The sequence below is a fragment of the Moritella sp. 5 genome (genome assembly GCF_018219455.1).
Classification (GTDB): Bacteria; Pseudomonadota; Gammaproteobacteria; order Enterobacterales; family Moritellaceae; genus Moritella.
In genome coordinates, this window is the sequence record NZ_CP056122.1 from 2,666,850 (window position 1) to 2,690,917 (window position 24,068).

The following is a 24,068-nucleotide window of genomic DNA, read 5'->3' on the forward strand; positions in this document are numbered from 1 at the left end:
ACCTTCAAGATTTAGACTAGCATCACGTCCAAATTTTAATTACAGTAAACTAACTCACAACTTAAAACCAAAGTATTCAATACTTTTGCCAATGATACATCTAGGGCTATCTTTAGTGCATCCCCCCACCACTAAAGTGAAAATATGATTGAACTAATGACATTCGAACTTACGGCATCATTATCCATCACCTTCCCTGTTTTGTTAAGAGAGGTTCATTTTGGCGTCTAGAAATTCGACTTCAGGCTTATGGGTGGCATTATTCGGATTATGTCTGATAATTCTGCGTATGATTCTTGTGAACTCACACAATCGCATTGCACAGTGAAGCACTAGCGCTTACTCGATCATGATCTACTTATTATAGTCAGCGGGGTGAGCTCCCCTGACCAAACTTCATTAGTTAGTTCAATCGGAATAAGTCAGACAGGGTTTTTATCTAATGAGGGGTCCGTTTTATTATTTAGCGGCATAACTGTATCTGAGGGCTATAAATCCAGTGCTAGTTAAGCCAAACACTTTAACGTGGTGAATGATAAATTGATTTGTCACCGTTTATTGCATATCTTTAATTAATACCAAAAACGAATTTCCCATAGCTGATACAGGCTACGATATTGAGCGATATGAGAAGCTACAAGTACACTTTGGGGATTGTAGCATTAGATGAAAATATTGATAACTGCAACTTTTTCTAATCACAGTCTCATTTCTCATCTGGGTTCCAAAGGTGTATAAATGTATTTAAAGTCTATATATGCTGCTCTAGCCGGGATTACTTTGTCTGCTAGCTACTTTATTAACTTAGCTAATGCGGGAACCATCTATGACTTTGATATAAGAGTCAATTTTGACAGTGGCCTAACTAACTCACAACAAACTGTTTTTTCTGATGCAGAAAATCTTTGGGAGTTATTCATCGTAGGATACCGAGATGAGTTCCCAGGCCCAGGTTTAGATATTAGTGCTTCTGGCCAAAATATAGATGGTGTTGGAGGCACTCTTGGAAAAACAGGAATTACTTATGGTTTATTTATTCCTAGCTATGTTTATGCCACAGAGGGGACGATACAAATTGATAGTGCAGATCTGCTTTCTATAGAAACAGCTGGAAATCTATTTCATGTTGTCATGCATGAAATGGCGCATGCCATTGGTTTTGGTATTTTATGGGGACCGACATTAAATGATTTATTAGATAGCGCTGGTAATTATATAGGCCAATATGGATTAGAAGCATATCAACTTAGTAATCCAGAAGCGACATTTGTCCCTGTAGAACAAGATGGCGGCCCAGGAACTGCGGGCTACCATTGGAATGAGCCTTATGGAGGCGGGCTCAGTGAATTAATGACTGGTTGGTTAGATCCTAATACCACGATTAGTTTAACAACTATAAATTCGTTCGCAGATTTAGGTTATGTTATTAATCCAAATTTCTCAGTGGAACAAGTCCCAGAACCATCAACACTTGTCATTTTCGCATTCGCTATAATGGGGTTATTCTCACGAAAATATAACAAACAGTATCGAAATTAATAAGGCTCAGTTGATTTACCTGCAAATGCAACAACGACCTTATCACCACCTAACGTACGAGAAAATGCATAACCATTTTTCTGCTTAATCTCCTTATGGGTCCCAGCACCAATAGCTGGATGAGCCTGTCTAAATTGCCCGAGTGTTTGCCAGTGTTTGAGTAATTTCTGGCGGTTAGCATCCAATGACCAATTCATATCAGAACGGGTTCCTTGATGGAAATCATCCGCATAAGCGCCTATGTTTCTTGCTACTTCATCACCGTAGTAAACTTGAACAGCACCAGGACTTAGCAATAGCGCACTGGCTGCATTACGCTGCATTTCAAATGATTTAAATCGCCCAAAGAAAAGCTCTGTATCATGAGATGACATATAACTCACAGGATTAAAATCGGGCTTTTCTTTGAGTGTATCTGCATAATTTTGGTAAGTATCGGCCATCTTGCTAAAACAGAGAGCCCCTTCGTCCATCTTTTTCTGCATATCAAAATTGAGCAGCGCATCAAAACCGTCATCATAATAAGGACTACGATAAGCGCTATGTCCCCATACTTCCCCCATCATCCAAAATGGTTGTCCTGTTTCATCATTCTCTTCACGCCAGTCATTTAAACTTTTTGTTGCAGCTTCTTTTAAGCGCATCCATACATCACCAGACACATGTTTTACAGTATCTATACGATAACCATCAATACCAAAACGCTTCACCCAGTCTGTTTGCCACTCGATCAAGTAATCCGCTACAGTATAGTTATCATGGCTAATGACTCGTGTTCCGGGGTTATTTAATAGCCATTGTGGGGGTGTAACAGACTTGGTGGATTCAGTTATAAAGTCTGGCAGGCCTGCAAGTGAAAGTGTTAGGTCATTCGAGCCTGGTTTTGGATAATTAGGTAAACTGGCACGGACCCAATCACCTCCCCACCACTGACTCCATGCAGCATTATCATAATCAATATTGTCATTGAAACTATGCCAATTTTGGCCCGTATTTGGTTGCCAATCACGCCATTGTACAGGCCAGCTTTGAGCAGGGTTTACAACAGGAATTTGATCACGCTGTAAATCTGTTAAGGTGGCATATCCGGGGTGGTTTATGACGACATCGAGTAAAACTTTAATGCCCCGCTTATGCGCTTCTTCAACCAAACGCTTGAGATCATTTTCATTGCCAAAATTCGCATCTATTTTAGTAAAATCACGAGCCCAATAGCCGTGATAACTATAAAACGGAAACGAGCCAGCGTTACCACCACCGACAAATCCCCGTACTTGTTCTACAATAGGTGAAAGCCAAATAGCACTTGTTCCTAAGCTCTTAATATAATCAAGCTTCTCAATAACCCCTTTTAAATCGCCACCATGAAAGGTTCCAACCTCATCTTTTCCATCTTTACGGCGACCATAACTATTATCATTGCTTGTATCTTGATTATTAAAACGATCAATCATAACAAAATAAATATTTGCGTTGCGCCAGTTAAATTTAGCTTCTTTGAATTGACCTTTTAGTGGCTCTAATAATATTAATCCCCCACTATTAATTGCAGGCGTAATAGTTACTTGCTGTTGAATAACAGTGACAACTTGCCCACTTAGTTTATCTTTTAATTGAGTACCATCTTTATAGGTATCGGCAAGATTAATAGTAACCTCTCCACCTTTATAGATGTCACATTGCACTTGTGGTAAAGGACGTTTGAATGCTTTGTCAGTGGATTTTTTGGGCTGACGTTTTATTAACAGTGTTTTATTTTCTGCATCAAATACAAATGCATAATCACCATTAAATCTGATCTTAATAAGCAGTTCAGTCGGTGAATCACAATTCAAAGCCAGTGGTTGACTAAACCTTACCTTTTGTTCTTTTGGCTTAATGCAGCTTCCTTCAATTCCAGTAACATTTAAGGTATAGCTTGCTTTAGTAAGTGGCACCACCAGCGGAGATTCACTAGTGAGCAAGAAGTCTCGACTAGTGGTACTGGTTGAGATGGTTAGATTGGGTGAGGCAAACAAGCTTGGGCTGACAAGCATGAGTACAAGACTTATTTTATTTAATTTCATCTTCAAACCTAAGTTATTCCATTAATTAATATAATAATAAAACGGAACCATTGGTCAGACATCATCCTGCTAAACTACGCCCCAAATAGTTAGTCAACTCACAGTTTTAGTTAAACAGGGAGTAGAATCTGCGAAATAAAAATCAGTATCACGGTAAGTAACTGTCGTTATTATAAGAACTCAATTGTGAGGCGGTTACAGATGTTACCAGTCGGCATTATTCGCGTTAAGTCTGATAATTCGATGTATGACCCTTGGGAGAATATGATGGTTATAATATAAGTAAGGTAACAGAGCACTATGTCGGCGCATAAGTGCTGGCTTAAGAGAAATAACCGTGGTTATCTCTCTTGTCTGCCTGAATTGAAACCAGGACTTAGATCTGCAACAAAACTTTGTTTCTTATTCAGACATAGTCCTGTGAAAGGCTATATCTGAATAACATTTTTACTCTCAGTTAATTTAACAGTTCGGTTCCGTTAAATTGATAGCTAATAAGTGTTTCTTCTTTCTTATCTGTCTTTCCATCGTTGCGTTTACTGAGAGTGATTTTTTTCAACGGAAGTCCAGTGTTCGTCTGATAGAAAACCTGGGATGTAATAGTACCTTCATTATAGATTTGTTCATCGGTGATTTGGCATGTGTTGTAATCTACACCCTTAATATTGATATTTTTGAATCCTACAAAAGTAACTTTTTGTTCAAAATTTTCACTTTCATTTTTTATGCTTTCCGACAAGTCAGGGCTGTATGTTTGAAGGTCATAAGACGTAGAAATACTTTTATGTTCTCCTTCTCTCAAAGAAAACCAGCCTACTATCAGTGGATCAACCGTATCAAATTTATATTTTGAGATCTGAGGTGCGTCGTTTTTAATAACTACACGACCTTTAAGTTCAACCCAACCGGCACCAGGCCAAATCAGTACCGTATCCGTTACGCTGGCAAATACACCGGGATATGTCTCCCTCATCTCAAATTGATTACTACCAATTTTATCTTCAAGTTGACTAACTTCAACATATGTTCGAGTAAAACCATTACGCGTATCACTCTTATATTTATATTCGATGTCATACTCTCCCACTTGGTAGAGGTTCTCACCGAAGCATGTAACTGCCGACTCTTTGATCACAGTAGTCTCCGAGGATCCGCCACCTGAACCACAGCCAACAATAGTGGTTATTAACGCACTAACAATTATTATTTTCATATCGAATTTTTTCATTTTTGGCCTTTAAGCTATCTGGTTTTTTATAGCGCGGATTATAAATACAATGATACTAAAAACAATGTGTCGACACGGCTGAATTGTAAGGAAGTGTAAGTGGCGTAAGAATTATAATGAAAGCAATCACTTAAAAGAAGATAGAATAGAATAGGATTGAATTAACAAGGCTATTATAAGCAGAAAGCCAGCATAACACGCTGGCTAAGCTGCGATATCGGCGAAAATAAACAACCGAAATGCCGACATCCGATATTAATCGCTAGTGCGATAGCACGCCAATTCAGTGCTTAAGCTCACACCTTGCAATTTCAACTGGTTTACACGTTGTAAATACGCTGCACCTTTTAGCATATGCAAGGCTACGTCAACAGCACCACGGCGAGTATAATCTTCAAGATAAGATCCTTTCACCCAACTGTTAAATGCACCTAGACTTGGACCTGCCCAGATCTGGTAATCCATTTCACGGCCCTTCTCACCTGTATTTGACCAGCGTGAAGACAGACCTAGATACCAACGGAAAATTAATGCCATTTTACGCTTAGGGCTACTTTTCGCACGCGCTAACATTTCAGGATCACGCTCAGCAAAGAACGCTATCGTGCCAGTCCAGATCTCGTCAAGGTTTGAACGGAAAATCTGTTTTTCAATCTTCTCACGTTCCGCTGCAGGAATATCTTCAATCGAGTCATAAGCGACATACAAGTCATACAGTTTCTTCGCACGCATAGCGAACATAGAACCACGTTTTAATACTTGTAGTTTAACACCCATTTCGAACATATCAGCCGCAGGTGCCATTGTCACATCGGCCATTTCAACGGTAGATAATAGTTTACGGGTATATTCAGATGCACCAGCTTCGACACAAGCCTGATTAACAGATCCCAACACTATGTAAGCTGCGCCCATGTTAAATGCAGCGAGTGCCGCTTCTGGTGTTCCGATACCACCACCAGCACCCACACGTAATGCAGGAGAAAAGTTATACTTAGCTTGCACTTCGTCACGCAGGCCAATAATTGTCGGTAATAACGTTAAAAATGGTCTGTTGTCAGTATGACCACCAGAATCCGCTTCCGCAGTAATATCATCAGCCATTGGCACTAACAGTGCTAATGCCGCTTGCTGTGGTGTGATCTTGCCTTGTGTTAATAATTTATCCAGTAACTTTTGCGGTGCAGGTTCCATAAAACGACGGCCAACTTCAGTACGCGATACTTTAGCAATAACCTTGTTACCAATATTAACAGTGCCATCACTATTTTTAGATAAGCCTGCAGCACGGTACCAAACAATATGCTCTGTTAACCCTAAATAAGCGGAAGCCTCTACTGTTTTAACACCCAGTTTAAGGAAACGTTCAACCGCGCCACGCTCTAGTGCTTCTTCTGCTGGTGCATGGATCAAGTTGACCGCGTATGGACCATTTGGTAATTCCGCTTGAATACGACGAATTGCATCTTCAACTGCATCAGGAACTAAACCTGCTGCGCCGAAAGAACATAACAGTCCCGCTTTACCTAACGCGACAACAAGCTCAACTGACGCAATACCGTTAGCCATCGCGCCGCCATGGTAGGCATATTTAACCCCGTGTTGCTTTTTATAAGCAGCATCGCCCAGATCTTCTGGGGTTAGTTTTTGTGCAAATGCCAGTACATTAACGTCAACATTGTTGCTGATAGCACCAGATACTGAAGTATGGTTAGTGATACCCGTAACACCCGAATTATTAGCGACACTACTTGCAACACTATTCGCCACATAAAGCGGCTTAGCCAGATCCATCAAGGCGGCCTTAATTTCTACATCTTGCGTATGCACTGACGCCGGATCGACTTTCCAAGCCCAATTGATCGCGTTGCTATTGTTAAAACCTAAACTCGACATACTTCATTCCTATTTTATGCAGCTGCTGAACTATTTACTCAAATCTGATTTCAATAACTAAATTCAACAGCCGAACTATTCCGTTTATTATCTAATAAGTTCACCGTGATCCTAATTAGATCACCTCGGTCGTATTGATTAAAGTAAGCCTACTGAGCGTCTTTAACCAATGCGACATTGAACAGACGCTACGCCTCAACAATACTTAATACAATATTCTTCACTTCATAAATGCGCAGACCATCTTTAGATAGGTTAGCATCACCGACGATACGTATTTCACCGGCTTCAGTAATGATCTCGGTAATATGCACATCCAGAGACATTTTCTTATTCAGCGGCGTAATTTGGCCACGGTATTTCCAATCAACTTTCGTCATTGGTGCAATGAAACGTGGATTACTGAACTGTGCGCCTAAATCATTTTTCAACGCATAAGTTTGCATTAACTCGATGATAGCTTCAACACCTAATGAACCAGGCATAACCGGATCTTGGTGGAAGTGATAACGGAAGAACCAATCATCAGCATCAATCGTACGTTCACCATAAACATAAGCAACACCGGCCTTACCACCACCTTCAACTACTGACACGATATCGATAAAGTTCATCTGACCGCCCGCCAATTTATAATGGGGTTTATCCGCAGGTGCTTTATACAGAGCCAATGACTGATTAGTTAAATCAAATACATCAATATTGTCTGACGGGGTATTGTTATCAACAAACCAAGCATTGGTGATTTTACCATTATCAATACCCAGTTGGTTAGTCAGAGACTCGCCACTAAAGTAACCAAATACCGCTTTACCAGTATAAAACAGCTCGCCATCAACCGACATATCAAACGTAAAACTTTGAATGATCGCGCCACCAGCAATTGCCGTGCTGACCAATACCGATTTGTTAACGATAGTTTTACCGCGTAAATCTATCTGTTTCAGTAATGTTCCACTGCCATCAAGGTTACGGAAAAACAGGTCTTTTTCTGGGTATTTCAAGGTTGTACCCATGTAACCGGAAATAAAGCCATTCGGTTGCAGCGCAATTTCCATAATCAATGAATATGGCATCCAGTTTTCATGGCTGTTTTTCGTGAAGTACCAAGCATCTTCCGGTACATAATATTCAGCTACACAGCTTGACGGATTCTTCAGGTCAAGACGATCCCCCTGAACTTCAACAACCTGAGTAACGACTTGTAGATCACCACAAGGCGTACGTGGTGGAATACGACCTTCATAGACATCAAAGTCAGGACCAAAACAGTTAGAAATGTTTCCGGTTGCGAATTCAAACATATGCCAAGGCGTGAATGGTGCTTGATTCGGCACTCTATGATGTCCTGCAACCGCTGGCGCTTCGAAATGTTTGATCGGCGTTACACCTTTCGTTTTCGGTGCTGATAAATCTGACTCTACGCGCATTAGAGGACGTTCTGGGAACTTAAATGGTTCAACACCACGTTCGTCCAGAACCGCACTGTTAGCTGTTACAGCCACTGGCGCTAAAGCAGTTACAACGGCTGGAGACGTGCGTGTTTTCAGCTTCACATTATGAGGTAGCGTTACTGGATAATCTGAGTTTTCATCTTGATCACTGATAATCACGCAAAGGTTTTTAAAATCAACAACCACTTTGCCATCAAGAATAATATCAATATTGGCTTTCATATACGGGTACGGTTCCATACCCATAGCAGTCACTTCCATACGATAAGTCAGCGTGTTGTGCTGCGGTAATACCTGTCCACGACAACGTACCGTTTGCGATTCACCTGGCAGGGGCTGGAAACGAGCATTATTAACGTTAGTATGCATGCCGAGTGACAACATAAAGAACATCGCCATCTGACCACAGCCTTCCGACATCAAAGAACCCGCCATCACTTGATCACCTTTAAAGTGACAAGGGAAATACCAATGCTCAGGATCTAAGTCTTTTTGGCCTTCTAATAGCCCTAAGCCCCAGTGACCACCTGTTGGATCTATCTTGGTAATGCGCTCAATCATCAAGAACTTCTCTGATGAGAATTTCAACGATGGATTACGTCCATCAAGATCATATTGCGGACCAAAACAACCAGCCACATCACCGTTAACCAACTTCATCATATCACTGTAGTCATATTGACTACGCCTATGCTGCAATAACGGTGTAAATGATGATTTAACTGCATTTGAAAATTCAGCTTTATCTTTATCGTTTTGAATCACACCTTTACCATCAGAAAGTTCTTCATCAGTAAAGAAGCCAGCACAACCATTACGCATGATAAGTACTTTCTTATCACCCACATAACAATCATAGTGGAAGAAGAATAATAGCTGTTCACCATTACGTGCATAAGAATCAATGTGGATCTCGTAACGCAATGTATCGCCGCCGAAAGCCATCTCTTCAAGGAAAGTTAATTCACAATCAAGTAATCGGTAAACACGCTCTCCTTTAGCTTGGAAATCGATACCTATGTAGGAAATCAGCATCAAGTCACACTGACCTGACTCCACCGCTACTGACCAAGGGATCTGACCATCAATAAGGAACGGTGCATCGACCGGGATATCATATTCCGTACACATGTATGATTTTTTATATTCGTTAATCTTAGCATCAAGCTCGGTAACGCGTGTGACTAACAAATAATCCGAGGTTGGCAAACGTACACGACGTGAATAACCATCAATGATGTTGTACTCTGCACCAAATACTTTACCAATGTCACCTTCAGCGAACTCAACCAGATCAGCTTGATCATAAATAACATTTTCTGGTTGATTATAACGTTCAATTAATTGCAATGGTGGATAGTTGTAACCGACTGGCCCTTTGATCTGGAAACCAGCTTGTATCGCTTCGGCTTGAACCTGTGCTTCCACACTTGTGAGATTAGCAACGACTACAGGCTTCTCTGAAACAACCGTTGGTACTACCGTTAATGGCGTCACTATTTCTGAGGCTGCGCTTTCAACGCGATCTTGCACTGGCAAACCAGCTGATATTTTCGCTTGTAGTTCGATAAGTTGAGAAAGATTTTTCTGTGCAGCTAAGCGGCTTTGTAAGAATGCCTGATGCGTAGACGCTTGCTGATAAATTTCTGTACTGGCTTTACTTTTCACTGTCACTCCAACAACGCTCTGAGCCAATACTGGCTGCGCTGTATGTTGATGTTGGGAAAGGATTGAGGATCTGATTGAATTAGGACGAATACCTTGTGGTATCACATTATCCATAATTACAGGCTGGTTAACCTTAGTTAAGATTTTGCCCACAAACTGCGCCTTGATCACATTCAACGATGAACTGGCACTATTCACGATTGCTTCGGCAATTAACTGACCACCGAGCTTGATAGTTTTAACCAGTTGCGGGCGTCGTTTACTGATTGGCGCTGGCGCAGCTTGATGAACTTGTTCCGAAGTCGACAAAATAAGATGTGCACAGCTGTAATCACGACCAAGACCGTTAATCGCAATATGTTGTACCGCTTGCTGTTGCTTGGTACTTGCTTGCTCTTGACTACTTTGTTGGTCTAACAGTAAAGCACTTTTAATAATACTAGCAATACCGGATGCATTAAACGTATGCCCAATATTAGATTTTACCGAGCTAATATTAACATTTGGATATAATTGAGCAAACGCGGCTTTCTCAGCACTGTTTTCGGCGCTAAAACCACTGGCGTGTGCTTCTACACTCACCACATCCGCAGCACTGATACCTGCTAACGTTAAGGCTTTATCCGCTGCACTCGCAATGGCTTGAGCATCGCTGCCTGATGCAAAACTAACCGCATCAATGCTGGCATAAACTTGCTGTGATGCAACTTGAGATACAGGTTTCACTACAATAGCAGCAGCACCCTCACCCACCAGCCATTGCTGCTCATCAAGTATGTTGTTGCTGGTTACATCTTTACTATTAGGCCCATTTTCACTTACAGGTCCGTAGTGCTGACGTAAGGTAATGTTTTCAATTGACCCGGCCAAATCAACGGCAGCAATAATAACCGCTTCAACATCACTGGTTTGAAATAGGTTTTCAGCTAATTCGACGCAACGATATACCGAGTTTTCTTCAGCCGATACAGTAATAGCAGGGCCAGAGAAATCCCATAACGCCGAAATACGTGACGCCATGATATTGCCAATAAAACTGGTGTACTGATTTAACTGCGCGGCAGAGGCGAGACCATCTTTGGCAATATTAGTCAGTTCTTTACGTTGCTCAACCGTTAAGTTAATGCCTTGTTGTAATAAACTGTCTTCAATTTGAGTCGTTAAATTAACACGACCACGATACTGGTGTAATTCCAGTTCCATACCCATAGCAACTAACACGGCAACGTTACTACTTTCAACAAGCCCTGCATCTTTCGCAGCATTGTCAGCAACTTGCATCATCATTAATTGTTGTGGGATCAAGCAGTCTTTTTCATTTGGTGGCACTTTGAAGCGTAAGAAATCAATATCTAGCTGTTCAACATAGCCACCTTTAGGCGCTTTGGTTAACTGTAACGACTGCATGACGTTAGCGTTACTTTCCATCCCTTTCCAGCGTTGCTCAGGTAACTCACGGAAGGTGTTTTGGTTATTATCTAATAAGGTTTTGAACTGCGCTAAGTTACTCGCACTGCCAAAATGGCTGTCCATACCAATAATAGCCAGTGGCTCACGGGGCTTAGCAGCACCAAAGTTAGATTCAAGCGCTTGTGTTGGTTGTTGTAATACCAAATGGGCGTTACTGCCACCAAAACCAAAGACACTGACACCTGCTGTACGTGGGCCAGTCGTTTTTGACCCATGAGAAGTAGGCCAAGGCACAGTACTCGTCGGCATCTGCTCGCCAGTAAAGTAACCATTTTTAGACTGCAGTGGTTCTTTCAGATTAATCGTGGCTGGAATAAGGCCTTTACCCAGTGCTAACATAGCTTTGGTCATGCCCGGCATACCAGCTGCCGTTAACAAATGACCAAGGTTTGATTTAACCGAGCCCAACAGCGGTTTGTTATTTACCCGACTAAAGAAGGTTTCCATCGAGCGTAATTCAACATTATCACCTTTCGGGGTACCGGTAGCGTGGCACTCGATATAATCAACAGCCGCTGGATCCACACCGGCATCCGCATAAGCGCGTTCATAAACTAATACCTGGCCCTTGGTGTTTGGGCTTAATACAAATTCACCTTTACCATCATTCGATAATGCGCCGCCTTTAATAATGGCGTAAATATTATCACCATCGCGTACTGCATCACTGTGGCGTTTTAATACCATCATGCCCGCGCCTTCACCGGCAAATAAACCTTGTGAATTTTTATCAAACGGGGCGTGAACATTATTGCCTGGATAAGCTTGGAAAATCGAGAACCCCATATTCACAAACATAGGATCTGCTGCTGATACCGCTCCAGCTAACATCATGTCAGCTTTACCGGTATGCAGATAATCACAGGCTAATTTAACGCTATAACAAGATGACGCACAAGCCGCATCCAGTGCAAAGTGTGAACCACCTAAGCCCGCAGCGTGGGCGATCAAAGCCGCTGGATAACCCGCGACTAAGGCATTATCTGCATGTGTTTGTTTCGGTGCAGTATAATGGGTTAATTGAAAATCTGGATGTAATACTGACTTTAACGCATTATCAACAACTTGATGATATAACGGCATGAACAGCTGATTCGATGACTTGGTTGGGAATGACAGATTGCCTAAAATAACCCCGCAATTTGACAACGCATCACTACCCCAGTAACCTGCATCTGCAAGCGCCTGTTTAGTAACATAAAGCCCCCACTGATTTAGATCATCTAATTCCGTTAAATAGCGGCTATCGAGTTGATAACCAGATGCATCAAAATTAAAATCACTGATATAACCACCGTGAACACAGTAGAACTTATCTGTATCACCTTTGTTAGCGGTGTATTTAGCAGGGTCAACGCCCATCTGAACAGCTGTCGCTTTACTGCGGCAATCTTGTTGTTCAAGCAATTGCTGCCAAAATTGATCCGGAGCTTGTGAGCCCGGAAACAAATTAGCAATACCTACTACTGCAATATTTTCCATAATTACTCTCTTTAAATCCATATTTCAACTGACGGAGAACACCCCGCCTGGACTGTCTACCTTGTTTTTCTGATTTTTTAATTATCTGCCCGCACTAGCAAAGCGTCATGTATTAACAATCGAGGCGGCCAGCTTTAACAAGGATTGACCCGTTAAACAAACTATCTAAATTCAAATTCACGCCATGGCTAACTAATTTAGCAATCGCGCGAATATAAGTCAGTTCATCACTGGTGCCCTTAGCATTCACAGGGACGGATACATGGCGACTATCATCTTTCTCATGGGTTAGGATCTTATCTACCCAGCTGCATAACGAGCGTCCAGGCCCCATCTCAATAAATACCCGCGCGCCTTTATCATGTAAGGTATTCACTAAGCGCGGAAAATCCACCACATCACACAAGCATTTAGCAATACTGTGTGAGATCGCTTTGCTGCGTTGTGGAATAGGTAAATAACATGAGCTTGAATACATTTTGGTTTTAATACGTTCAGTGACATCCATATGATATAACTCAACCATATGGTCATATTCGGCATAAGCTGGGGCACTGTGGATCGCGTTGGCCATATTTAATGCCATCGCCCGTTTGCCTAATTTTTTGATCACCCGCTGGCAAGCTTCTGGATAACCTGCCAGTAATAAACTATCTGGCGTATTGATGATGGTGCAGTACACACGATCTTCATCTGCAGCTGCAATCTCTACCTGTTCAATAGTCGCCTTAATGGTATACGTTTCCCAGATCTGTTCAAAAGTACCGTCTGGAACATCATCCATACACCAATGCTGGCGTAGGGTTCTTAATTCACCACAAAGCTGATGATTAAAGGTATTTGACTGTGCAAGACGTGCGCTCATCAGCCCCGGTTGTTGCCAGCATCCTAATGCTGCATACATACTCACTTCACCCATACTGTAACCCGTGGCAAAGTCTGCTTTAACTGCAAATACTTCTTCAAACACCTTGGTAAACACACAAGCAAAACCAACACCTGCTTCGGCAATATTGGCTAGGTTGCCCCGTAGATTTAGATCCAGCTGTTTCAGCTGTTTGAAACTATGGCGACTAATGCTGCGTGGATTAAGTAAGGTATCTTTAAGACTCGAACCTATGTCATCCGCTAAGGCCGCAACGGGCTGAAAAATTTGTGGGAATAAATGAAATAGATCACGGCCTAAACCAACATAAGTAGCGCCAATCCCAGGGTATAAAAATGCAATACCACCTTGTGTACAGTGGTCTGTTCCACGGTTAGCTGGCTGCCCAGTAAAATAACTGCCCTTAGGGGTTTTCCATTCACTGACATTCGCATCATTAAATACACTGCTGATGCCAGCGAATGCAAGCGTGATCTCTTTACTCAACTCTTCGGCTGACTCAGCAATGAGCACTGCGCTATAAACTTTGTTGCTATCACTACGAACATAACAATCCGTCGCTATTTTCTTAATACCGGTCGTCATTGATTGACCGGCAATACGCTCTAATTCACTGCGTAATTGCGCTTCGTCATCACCTTGAATAATAACCAGAGATAAATCACTGGCGGCAAAAAAACCATTACTGCGCACATCGCTAACCGGATGGTCTTGGCCTGCAATCTTGACCTTGTTTTCTTGTAGAATTACGTGACAGTAGCCCTGTTTTGATAAGGAGTGAGCAACGCAACTATAAGCGGCGACATGAGCGCTACCATCTTCATGTGGAAACCAAGGTCTAGCATCAACTGATATATAGAATGGCGAACGCTGCCACTGTGACATTTGTGTTTGGATAGGTTGTTGCCAGTCTTTAATAGCTGGTATATAACGCTGATGTAAACTAATAACTGCTTTTAATAAACCCGCAACCTGTGAGAAATAGCTGTTTTCACCAGTCACACTACGCGCACAGCTTAATGCTGTATGTAAACTTTGCGTATTACTATAAGCAGACATTAACCCCTGGCTTTCAAATAACGCCAATTCAGCTCTAGAGTCTGCAGTGACTTCTAATAGGCCAACCTGCTCTGCTTTGATTTGAGCTTTCTGTAATGCGAGGCGTGCGGTATTAGCAATGTTTGGAACATTTAGTTCACTGTTTACAGCCAACTGAGCGAAGCCTTTAATGTTGGTATAAACATAACATTGATTAACACGAGCGAAATCTGTTGAGGAGATAAGTAAACTGGCGACCCCTGTAACACTGGCATAACCACTAAATGTTTCATCAAAGCTGATTGTCGCCACGGGTGCTTCTGCAGTATCAATTCTGACACAGTCATGACCAACAGCAGTGGCATTATTAATACCGATCACAGCGACTGCGCAATCTTGGTTATTGACTAAATCAGTTGCTTGCTTCAGTGCTTGGCCTAGTTCGGTAATAACAACACAGCTCGCGCACTGCTGCGCGACTTGTTCAACAATCAGCTCGTGAACACAACTGTTGGTATCAGCAATAAGCAATACCGCTATATTAGCCATGTGCAACTGATTAGTTTCTGCTAATAACGCCACAGACGTTAGCACTGTCGCCGAAGTGCTATTTTTCTTATCAGCATCGCTAATGCCGCTGGTGCTAATACTGGCGTTATTGCCGATACTAGCGCCTAAATAGAAAGCACGTTCAACACGATCAATATTATCTTGTCCGCTAAATTTAGCATCCATACCAATAACAGCTAATTCCGTCATATTCTTTGTAATATCCTATTTCGAATAGTAATAGCTAAAAACGCTGGAAACTGGAATTTAAGCCAACCGCTTTTAGCTATTAATATTTAATAATGAAACTAATTAATAAAAGTAGACGCCATGATGACTATGACGCCTACAATTATGATTATTTAATTACAGGCTCAAGACATATCATTCAAAATGTCACTCACACTGACTTGTGCAGATTTAATTTCTGCAAGTAATTGCATATCGGCACTGATTAATTGAATATCACAACAGGCTTTACTGCCTCGAGATGTCAACAGATCATGCTCGACAACCTTAAGTTGCAAATAAAACAGCTCATCAACAGCCACTTCACGATACACAGTCCAAGCTGCTGTTACAGAAGGTAAGCTACCTAAGTTAAATTGCTTACGCACCCATACCAACATAGCCTGATAAACCAAGTCATTAGCAAAAATGTTGTTAGCTGCCAAGGGGAATGATCCCTGCTTCGCAGCTGCAACGTCCGTGACCTGACACGCCAGTAATAGTCCTTGCTCATCACAACGTAATATCTGCTTAATACCCTGCAGACTGTCGCCATGAAACAAAGTGCCATTGCTATATAATGCTTGTGCTTCATCAACCGACTTGTTGCTAACAGCGTTGTTATCAACATCCGTCGCTAATGACGGCAGATTAACCCTCACTGCGTCTAGCGGTTGAGTCGCTAATAATATCGTCGCAGCATAGTGAAACACAGGTTTACCATCGCTTTTCAGGCTAAAGGTTTTTGCCGCAATACGGACTACACCTGCCAGCTCGGGACCAGTCGTCACAGGCGACAATTGGATTTGGTGATCCGCCGCCTCTCTGCCATCAAAAACCACCCCTTTAAACAATTTATAGTCTTCGAAACCGACATATTTTAATGTACAGTCTCGTTTACTATAAGTCGCCAGTGCCGCATCACTCATCCAGGCAATCGCGCAAACCGTAGGTAATACCTGATTGCCTTTGATCATGTGGTCAGCTAAAAAGTGATTATCGTTCACCTGAAAATTATAGCTATTAGCCTGAAAATCACTGTTAGTTGCTTTGATGCTTTTAATGACGAAAGCATCTGATAAACAACTAACTCGTGGCTTTTTTACAGTATTACTCTCTACATCATTCTCAACATTTTTTGATAAATCATTACCCACTAGAATTTGTGGACAACGATTATCATTCGCTGCTAACTCACTCAATAACAACTGCGCGCCTGCATCAAGTGGAATAATATATACACCACGTTGATCAAACATACGTTTCACCTCTGGCGTGACCATGCCGCCATCCCAAGGACCCCAGTTAAAGCTCAGGACCTGCGCTTGTGGGTGCAATGATTTAAAACGATAGGCAGTTTTATTTAAGATCTCATTAGCCATTGCATAATCAGACTGCCCAGGGTTACCGTAGAAACCCGCGGCTGACGAGAACAATACCAATTGCTTGATGTTACTTGCTTCGGTCACTGATAACAGTGATAACAAACCGTCAATTTTGGTGCTGTAAACAGACTCAAAATCGCTCAGTGTTTTTTGCTCAATAAATTGGTCGGCTAAAACGCCTGCGCCATGAATAATACCTGTAACATCACCAAATTTAGCAATAACTGGTTTCACGGCGGCCTGTACATTTACTGCATTGGTTACATCAGCAGAAACATACTCAACTTGACCACCCGCTGCGGTAATGGCTGTTAAAGTTTGTGCTATTTCACGATTAGCTTGGATAGGTTTGATCAGTTGTACGATCTTCACCGGTGTTGGTTTATCACCAGCAGCAATCAAAGACTGCATCGCGGCTTTCTTTAACGCAGCTTCATCGCTAATACCCTGTGCCCAATTAGGCTCATCAGTTGAGAACTTCGAACGTCCCAATAAGATGAACTTAGCTTGATATTCTTTAGCAATACGAACAACACAATGTGCAGTCACACCTTTAGCACCACCACTAACCAAGAATACCGAATTAGCATCAATGTTATTACCTGCGGTTAATCCGTAACTATCAGTAACAACGTCAGTTAAAGTGACACGTTCAACGCCATTTTTCTCTGCAGGCTGATAACCAACTTCAATTAAAGTGGTGTCAGCATCAAGCAGTTCATCACTAACAATTTTTGCCACTTGCTTTGCAGTTAATGACGTAGGCATATCTACCGCACGACAGAATACGTGATCCCATTCGTGTGATAGTGTTTTAACTAAGCCGTTTAAACCACTTTGTACTAAGTCACTTTTTACTCGCTCAGGTTTATCACTATCACTAAAGCCTAATGAACCACCTTGCTGAGTAACAACCATGAAAGCGCCGCGTACTTTAGCTGCTTGAGTTACTTTGCTCAATTTAGCTAATAAGAACGCTAACATTAAGCCTTGCTTAGATGCTTGCGGGTATTCGATGTGGCTTATCTCAGTGCTTGCATGCAGGTAGATAACCGCATCAAGTTGCGCATTTGCAGTAATGATATTGTTAATTTCAGTTTCATCAACGGCGTTTAACGTAACCACACTCACTGACTTAGCAAACGTTTTTGTGCTATCAGTTGTGATCCAACTCGGTTGCAATGCAGTTACATTCCAGCCAGATTTAATTAATTCATCCGCTAATTGCACCGCATTATCACTACCGTCAGCGACGATTAGGGCGTTAGCACCTTTAGTATCATGACTGATTTTAGTGACAGAGCTTAATCGTGTAATCGCAACCGTAGCACTCGGTGCTGGTTGAAATTCAGCTTTCGGCTCTAACGCTGCAGTAATCGTTGCAACACTGTCATGCATAAATGCATCCGAAACAGCATTTTCAGAATCGACACTGCCCGTCGCCTTGCTTTGCATGGCTTTACTCTGCATATAAAGTACAATTTCTTCTAGTGTGCGCAGTTCTGCTAAATCTTCTGGGTTTAGTTCAGGTAAATCAGTAATGATCTCCTGTACTGCCCCTAAAATTTCAACCCGTTTGATTGAATCAATACCAAGGTCCGCTTCCATGTCCATTGCTAGCTCTAGCATGTTGGCAGGGTAACCCGTCTTATCCGCAACAACGTCCATCATCACGTTTTGAATACGATCTAAATCAATCTCGGCAGTCATTACAGTATTAGCCGTTGTATTAGTAATGTCAGCTACAACCGGAGACTCCACTTTACTCTGCATATAGGTAACGATTTCACCTAATGTACGCAATTCCGCTAAATCTTCAGGGTTTAGTTCAGGTAAATCAGTGATAATTTCCTGTACTGCACCTAAGATTTCTACACGTTTAATTGAGTCAATGCCAAGGTCCGCTTCCATGTCCATACCTAATTCAAGCATGTCTACCGGATAACCCGTCTTGTCTGCAACCACTTCCATCATTACCGTTTGGATATGATTTAAGTCGATAGTTGGTGTAGCACTTGTCACGACAGCGTCTGTAGATTCTGTCGTTGGCACAGGTACACTTTCTGCTACAGGAGCCTTGCTCTGCATATAAGTAACGATTTCACCTAAGGTGCGTAATTCAGCTAGGTCTTCAGGGTTTAGCTCAGGTAAATCAGTGATAATTTCCTGTACTGCACCTAAAATTTCTACACGTTTGATTGAATCAATACCTAAGTCCGCTTCCATATCCATGCTTAGTTCAAGCATATCTGTCGGATAACCAGTCTTATCAGCCACAACATCCAGCATTACTGTTTGGATGTGGTTTAAATCGATAGCTGATGTTGAACTTGTAGCTACAGCGTCTATAGATTCTATCGTTGCCGCAGGTACACTTTCTGCTACAGGAGCCTTGCTCTGCATATAAGTAACGATTTCACCTAAGGTGCGTAATTCAGCTAGGTCTTCAGGGTTTAGCTCAGGTAAATCAGTGATAATTTCCTGTACTGCACCTAAGATTTCTACACGTTTAATTGAATCAATACCTAAGTCAGCTTCCATATCCATGCTTAGTTCAAGCATGTCTGTCGGATAACCAGTCTTATCAGCCACAACATCCAGCATTACTGTTTGGATGTGGTTTAAATCGATAGCTGATGTTGAACTTGTAGCTACAGCGTCTATAGATTCTATCGTTGCCGCAGGTACACTTTCTGATACAGGAGCCTTGCTCTGCATATAAGTAACGATTTCACCTAAGGTGCGTAATTCAGCTAGGTCTTCAGGGTTTAGCTCAGGTAAATCAGTGATAATTTCCTGTACTGCACCTAAAATTTCTACACGTTTGATTGAATCAATACCTAAGTCCGCTTCCATATCCATGCTTAGTTCAAGCATGTCTGTCGGATAACCAGTCTTATCAGCCACAACATCCAGCATTACTGTTTGGATATGGTTTAAATCAATACCAGCAACTGCAGGTACAGCCGTAATAGATGCACTTATTGCAGGTACTGCCGCTTGCGCTTTTGATTTCATTACTTTACTTTGCATATAAGTAACAATTTCACCAAGCGTGCGCAATTCAGCAAGGTCTTCAGGGTTAAGCTCAGGAAGATCTGGGATTAGTTCCTGTACTGTACCTAAGATTTCAACACGTTTGATAGAGTCAATACCTAAGTCAGCTTCCATATCCATGCTCAGTTCAAGCATATCTGTTGGATAACCGGTTTTATCAGCAACAACGTCTAACATCACCTTGTTAATCGTTGCTACATCAATACTCGATTGAACGACAACCTTAGGTATAACAACTGATTCAGCCACGACAGCAACCAATACAGGTGCAGGTGTAGAAGCAACCGCTGGAGAGCTCACAGGAGCAGGCGTTAATGCCACAGTTTGCACTGCAACGGCCGCACTATTTGAAACATTAGATGCAACATTTGTCACTGTATTTACAACAACAGGACTTGCCACTTTGTCATGAACAACCGGAGTTATTAGCGATGCAGTTTGTACTGGCTGTTGTGGCGTATTCAATGCAGGAGTAACAGACGTTTCTATAACGCTAGATTCAGAACCAGTGAGCATGGTATTCATATGGCTCGTCTGATTGTTCAGATAAGTTTCATGCACACGCAGAGTTTCAGATTGGAACTCATTATACATAGCCAGTGTACGGTCTAGACTTTCCGGTAATTCGTTGCTAGTTTGCGCTGCAAGTACCGATTGAACTGTTTTAGCATAGTCCTGTGGTCCCTGCATAAACTGCTCATGCACATTTAATAATTGCTGCTGGTGTTCAACAAACTGACCAACACTGCGCTCGATAGAAGCAACAAGATCGGCATCAGTATTGTTAATAACAGCGCTGTTAACATGATCGTTAACACCGTTGCTATTATTTTTAGATGCAAGTGAACCATCAGCATTAACGTAGACAATCTTCTCGACTTCAACGATTCTTTCTACTATTTTCTCGACTTCAACGATCTTTTCAATCACTTTAGGTTGTGGAACAGCAACAGGAGTAGCCTTTGCTTGTTTCACCGTCCAACCGTCAGTTAACGAATCCGTAAATGCTTTTTTAGTTTTCGGACTCACATACGATGCACCAGACAGTTTCATCAACATAGGTGACACTTTCGGCGCAGTTGATGGACGCTTAACCGCATCGTACGGGTCAAGATTTTCTAACGCAACACCAAGAACGGCCATCTGCAGGGCAGCTTGACGCATTTGCACATCGGCAGGTTGTTTTGGATTAGCATTTACAGCGATAGCTACAGCATCAGATTTATCATTAAGAATATTCTCAACCAATTTGGTTAGTACATTCTTCGGGCCAAACTCGATAAATATACGGCCACCGTCTGCATATATATTGTCAATTTCTTGATTGAAATGGACAGGTTCCAACATATGTTTTTTCAGGCTTTTTTTAATTTCGTTCGGTTTACTTGAATGAACTAAACCTGTGCCGTTAGCAAAAACTGGAATTGTCGGCGCTTTAAACTTAGTGCTATCAACCGCGTTGGCAAATGGCTTTTGAGCGTGACCGACTAATGGAGTATGAAACGCAGCTGATACAGGCAGTGGAACAACCTTGAAACCAGCATTACCGAGCGCTGTAATAGCAACAACCACCTGCTCACTAGACCCAGCAATAACCACTTGATTATTAGAGTTGTGGTTAGCAATAGACACATCATCAATCGCGTCGATGATCACCGCAACTTGCAGTGGGTCACCCACGACAGCCGCCATCTTGCCAGCATCAAAATCTTGTTGCTCTGGCGCCGCCATGGCTTGACCACGACTGCGTGCCAACATCATGTAATCACTGTCGCTCAATACGTCAGCAGCCCATAATGCCGTTAATTCACCGAAACTATGACCAGCGGTAAAGTCAGCTTTAAAACCTGCTTGTTGGAACGTTTTAAACAGACCAACGCTAAAACAACCAATCGCAGGTTGTGCATGTTGAGTTAAACGCAATTGCGCTTCTTGTAACTTACGTTCAGCGTCAGTGTACACTGGAATCGGATAAGTGATTGCAGACAACTGACCTAAACCAACTGTACTGAATTCTCTATCCATTGCCGCTGTACTGTGCATCATGCTTGGGAAGTTACAAGTTAACTCACGGCCCATGTTCACATATTGCGAACCTTGTCCGGAGAATAACGCGACAACTTTACCATTGGCATCAATACCCGTTTGGCGATAATAGATCCCCGTTGGTACTGACCATGTTGCTTTATCTGCATTCACGCTGAATTGTTTCAACGCCGCATTAATCATAACAATGGCTTCGTTTGCATTACGTGCAACAAAACCTAAACGCGCTTGATCTGCTGATGGCGTATTCAACGGCCAGGTAGTCACTAAATCGTTAAACGCAAATGCCTGAAGGTCAGCCTCTACCGCCAGTTTAGTACGCCAATTATTTAATTCTGCGATAATACCTTGCTGGTTAGTCGCAGAGATAAGTACTGTTTGCGAGACTGAGTTTAAGCGATATGCGCTATCATGGCTCGGACGATACTCTTCTAAAATAATATGGAAGTTAGTACCACCAAAACCGAATGAGCTAATACCCGCACGGCGTGGGATACCATCTTCACGTGGCATCCAAGGACGCGTCTCACTGTTTAAATACATCGGGCTATTTTTGATATCCAAGGCTTCATTTGGTTTATCGATATGAATAGTCGGAGGTAAAATTTTATGATGTAGTGCTAATGCTGCTTTGATCATACCTGCAGAACCAGCCGCAGATTTAGTATGGCCAATTTGCGATTTAACCGAACCTAATGCAATGTGCTGCTTCTTATCACTCGCTGCACCAAAGTGTTTAGTTAGACCACTAAACTCCGCCACATCGCCAGCTTTCGTCCCCGTACCGTGACCTTCAATAAGACCACATGTTTCAGGTGCGAAACCCGCATCTTCATAAGCACGTTTAAGCGCTTTGGCTTGGCCATCTGGGCGCGGTGCGTAAATAGACTTGAAACGACCATCGGAAGACGTGCCGATACCTTTCAATACAGAATAGATTCTATCGCCATCACGTTCAGCATCTTCCAGACGTTTAAACGCCAGCATGCCAATACCTTCACCCAGCAGCATACCTTTCGAATCGTCATCAAACGGACGAATATCATCATTGGTGGTAAACGCAGGGGTTTTTGAGAATGACATATACATGAATGGTGAGTTATCACAACATACACCACCCGAGATCATCACTTCTGAACGGTATTCCAGTAAGTCTGAAATCGCCATTTTAATTGCTGCTAGGGAGCCTGCACACGCCGCATCGACCACACAGTTAGTACCGCCAAAGTCGAAGCGATTAGCAATTCGACCAGCAATAACGTTACCTAACATACCTGGGAATGAATTCTCTTCCCAACCAATGTAAGCTTTTTTGAATTTTTCGATGATCATTTCGCGATCATCTTTATCAATACCTGAGGCTTTTAATACTTTTTCTAACACTGGGCCTTGCAGGCGAGCGGTTAACGGTGAAATTTGTTTTTGACCACCACCAACACCTAAAGTGATACCAATTTTATCATGGTCATAATCACTGCCAATGCCAGCATCACTTAATACATCGCGTGCAACGATTAACGACAGCAGTTGAGCGATATCAGTTAGCTCTAAGATATTTGGCGGCAGGCCAAACTCCATCGGATCAAAGTCTAATTCAGGAATAAAACCACCGCGTTTACAGTATGTCTTGTCTGCTGCTTTTTTATCTGCCGAATAATGGTCGTCAATATTCCAGCGGTCGCTAGGCACATCGATAATGGCATCAACGGAATCAACGATATTATCCCAGAATTGGTCCAGATTTTTAGCGTCAGCAAAAACCGATGCCATACCGATGATTGCAATTGGGCATTCTTGCAAACGTGAATTTAACTGTTGCTCGTCACTACTTAACACATCCTTGCCGTGCTTAACCGATGTGGTGTTCTTTTTAGCCATTGTGTTATTGCTCCTGTAAGGATCTTCCTGCACTAAAAACAATGCTCATTAAATGTCCATTTGGACACTAAGCTAACCACTTGAGCGTACAAGTGTACCCTTAAAGTGCGAAAAAAATCTACCGTCATCTCATTTCACATAAAATAAATTCGGTAGAGTTAATTGTTTTAAATTTTATCCCAATAGTCAGCACTGAAC

The 24,068-nt window shown here is 42.1% G+C and carries 7 protein-coding genes; 1 reads left to right on the forward strand and 6 read right to left on the reverse strand.

Annotated elements, in window-relative coordinates; genetic code table 11:
• Nucleotides 1-738: 738 nt before the first annotated feature.
• The gene (locus HWV01_RS12010) at nt 739-1,539 is read left to right on the forward strand and encodes a PEP-CTERM sorting domain-containing protein (RefSeq protein WP_211671761.1); all 801 of its coding nucleotides are present in this window, start codon (nt 739-741) and stop codon (nt 1,537-1,539) included.
• Here HWV01_RS12010 and HWV01_RS12015 read toward each other — a convergent pair.
• The 6 genes from HWV01_RS12015 to HWV01_RS12040 form a co-directional block, all read right to left on the reverse strand.
• Nucleotides 1,536-3,605 carry an alpha-amylase gene (locus HWV01_RS12015; RefSeq protein WP_211671763.1) on the reverse strand — a complete coding sequence of 690 codons (2,070 nt, stop codon included), beginning with the start codon at nt 3,603-3,605 and terminating at the stop codon, nt 1,536-1,538. The genes HWV01_RS12010 and HWV01_RS12015 overlap by 4 nt on opposite strands.
• 457 nt (nt 3,606-4,062) lie before the next feature.
• The gene (locus HWV01_RS12020) at nt 4,063-4,833 is read right to left on the reverse strand and encodes a hypothetical protein (RefSeq protein ID WP_211671765.1); all 771 of its coding nucleotides are present in this window, start codon (nt 4,831-4,833) and stop codon (nt 4,063-4,065) included.
• 255 nt (nt 4,834-5,088) lie between these two features.
• The gene (locus HWV01_RS12025; RefSeq protein ID WP_211671767.1) at nt 5,089-6,729 is read right to left on the reverse strand and encodes a PfaD family polyunsaturated fatty acid/polyketide biosynthesis protein; all 1,641 of its coding nucleotides are present in this window, start codon (nt 6,727-6,729) and stop codon (nt 5,089-5,091) included.
• A gap of 188 nt (nt 6,730-6,917) precedes the next feature.
• Nucleotides 6,918-12,803, reverse strand: coding sequence for a beta-ketoacyl synthase N-terminal-like domain-containing protein (locus HWV01_RS12030; RefSeq protein WP_211671769.1), 5,886 nt, complete (start codon nt 12,801-12,803; stop codon nt 6,918-6,920).
• A gap of 112 nt (nt 12,804-12,915) precedes the next feature.
• Entirely contained in the window at nt 12,916-15,486 is a 2,571-nt protein-coding gene (locus tag HWV01_RS12035) for a PfaB family protein (protein WP_211671770.1), read from the reverse strand.
• Between the two features lie 164 nt (nt 15,487-15,650).
• A complete protein-coding gene (locus HWV01_RS12040; RefSeq protein ID WP_211671771.1) occupies nt 15,651-23,870 on the reverse strand; it encodes a type I polyketide synthase in 8,220 nt (2,739 codons plus the stop codon).
• Between the last annotated feature and the right edge of the window lie 198 nt (nt 23,871-24,068).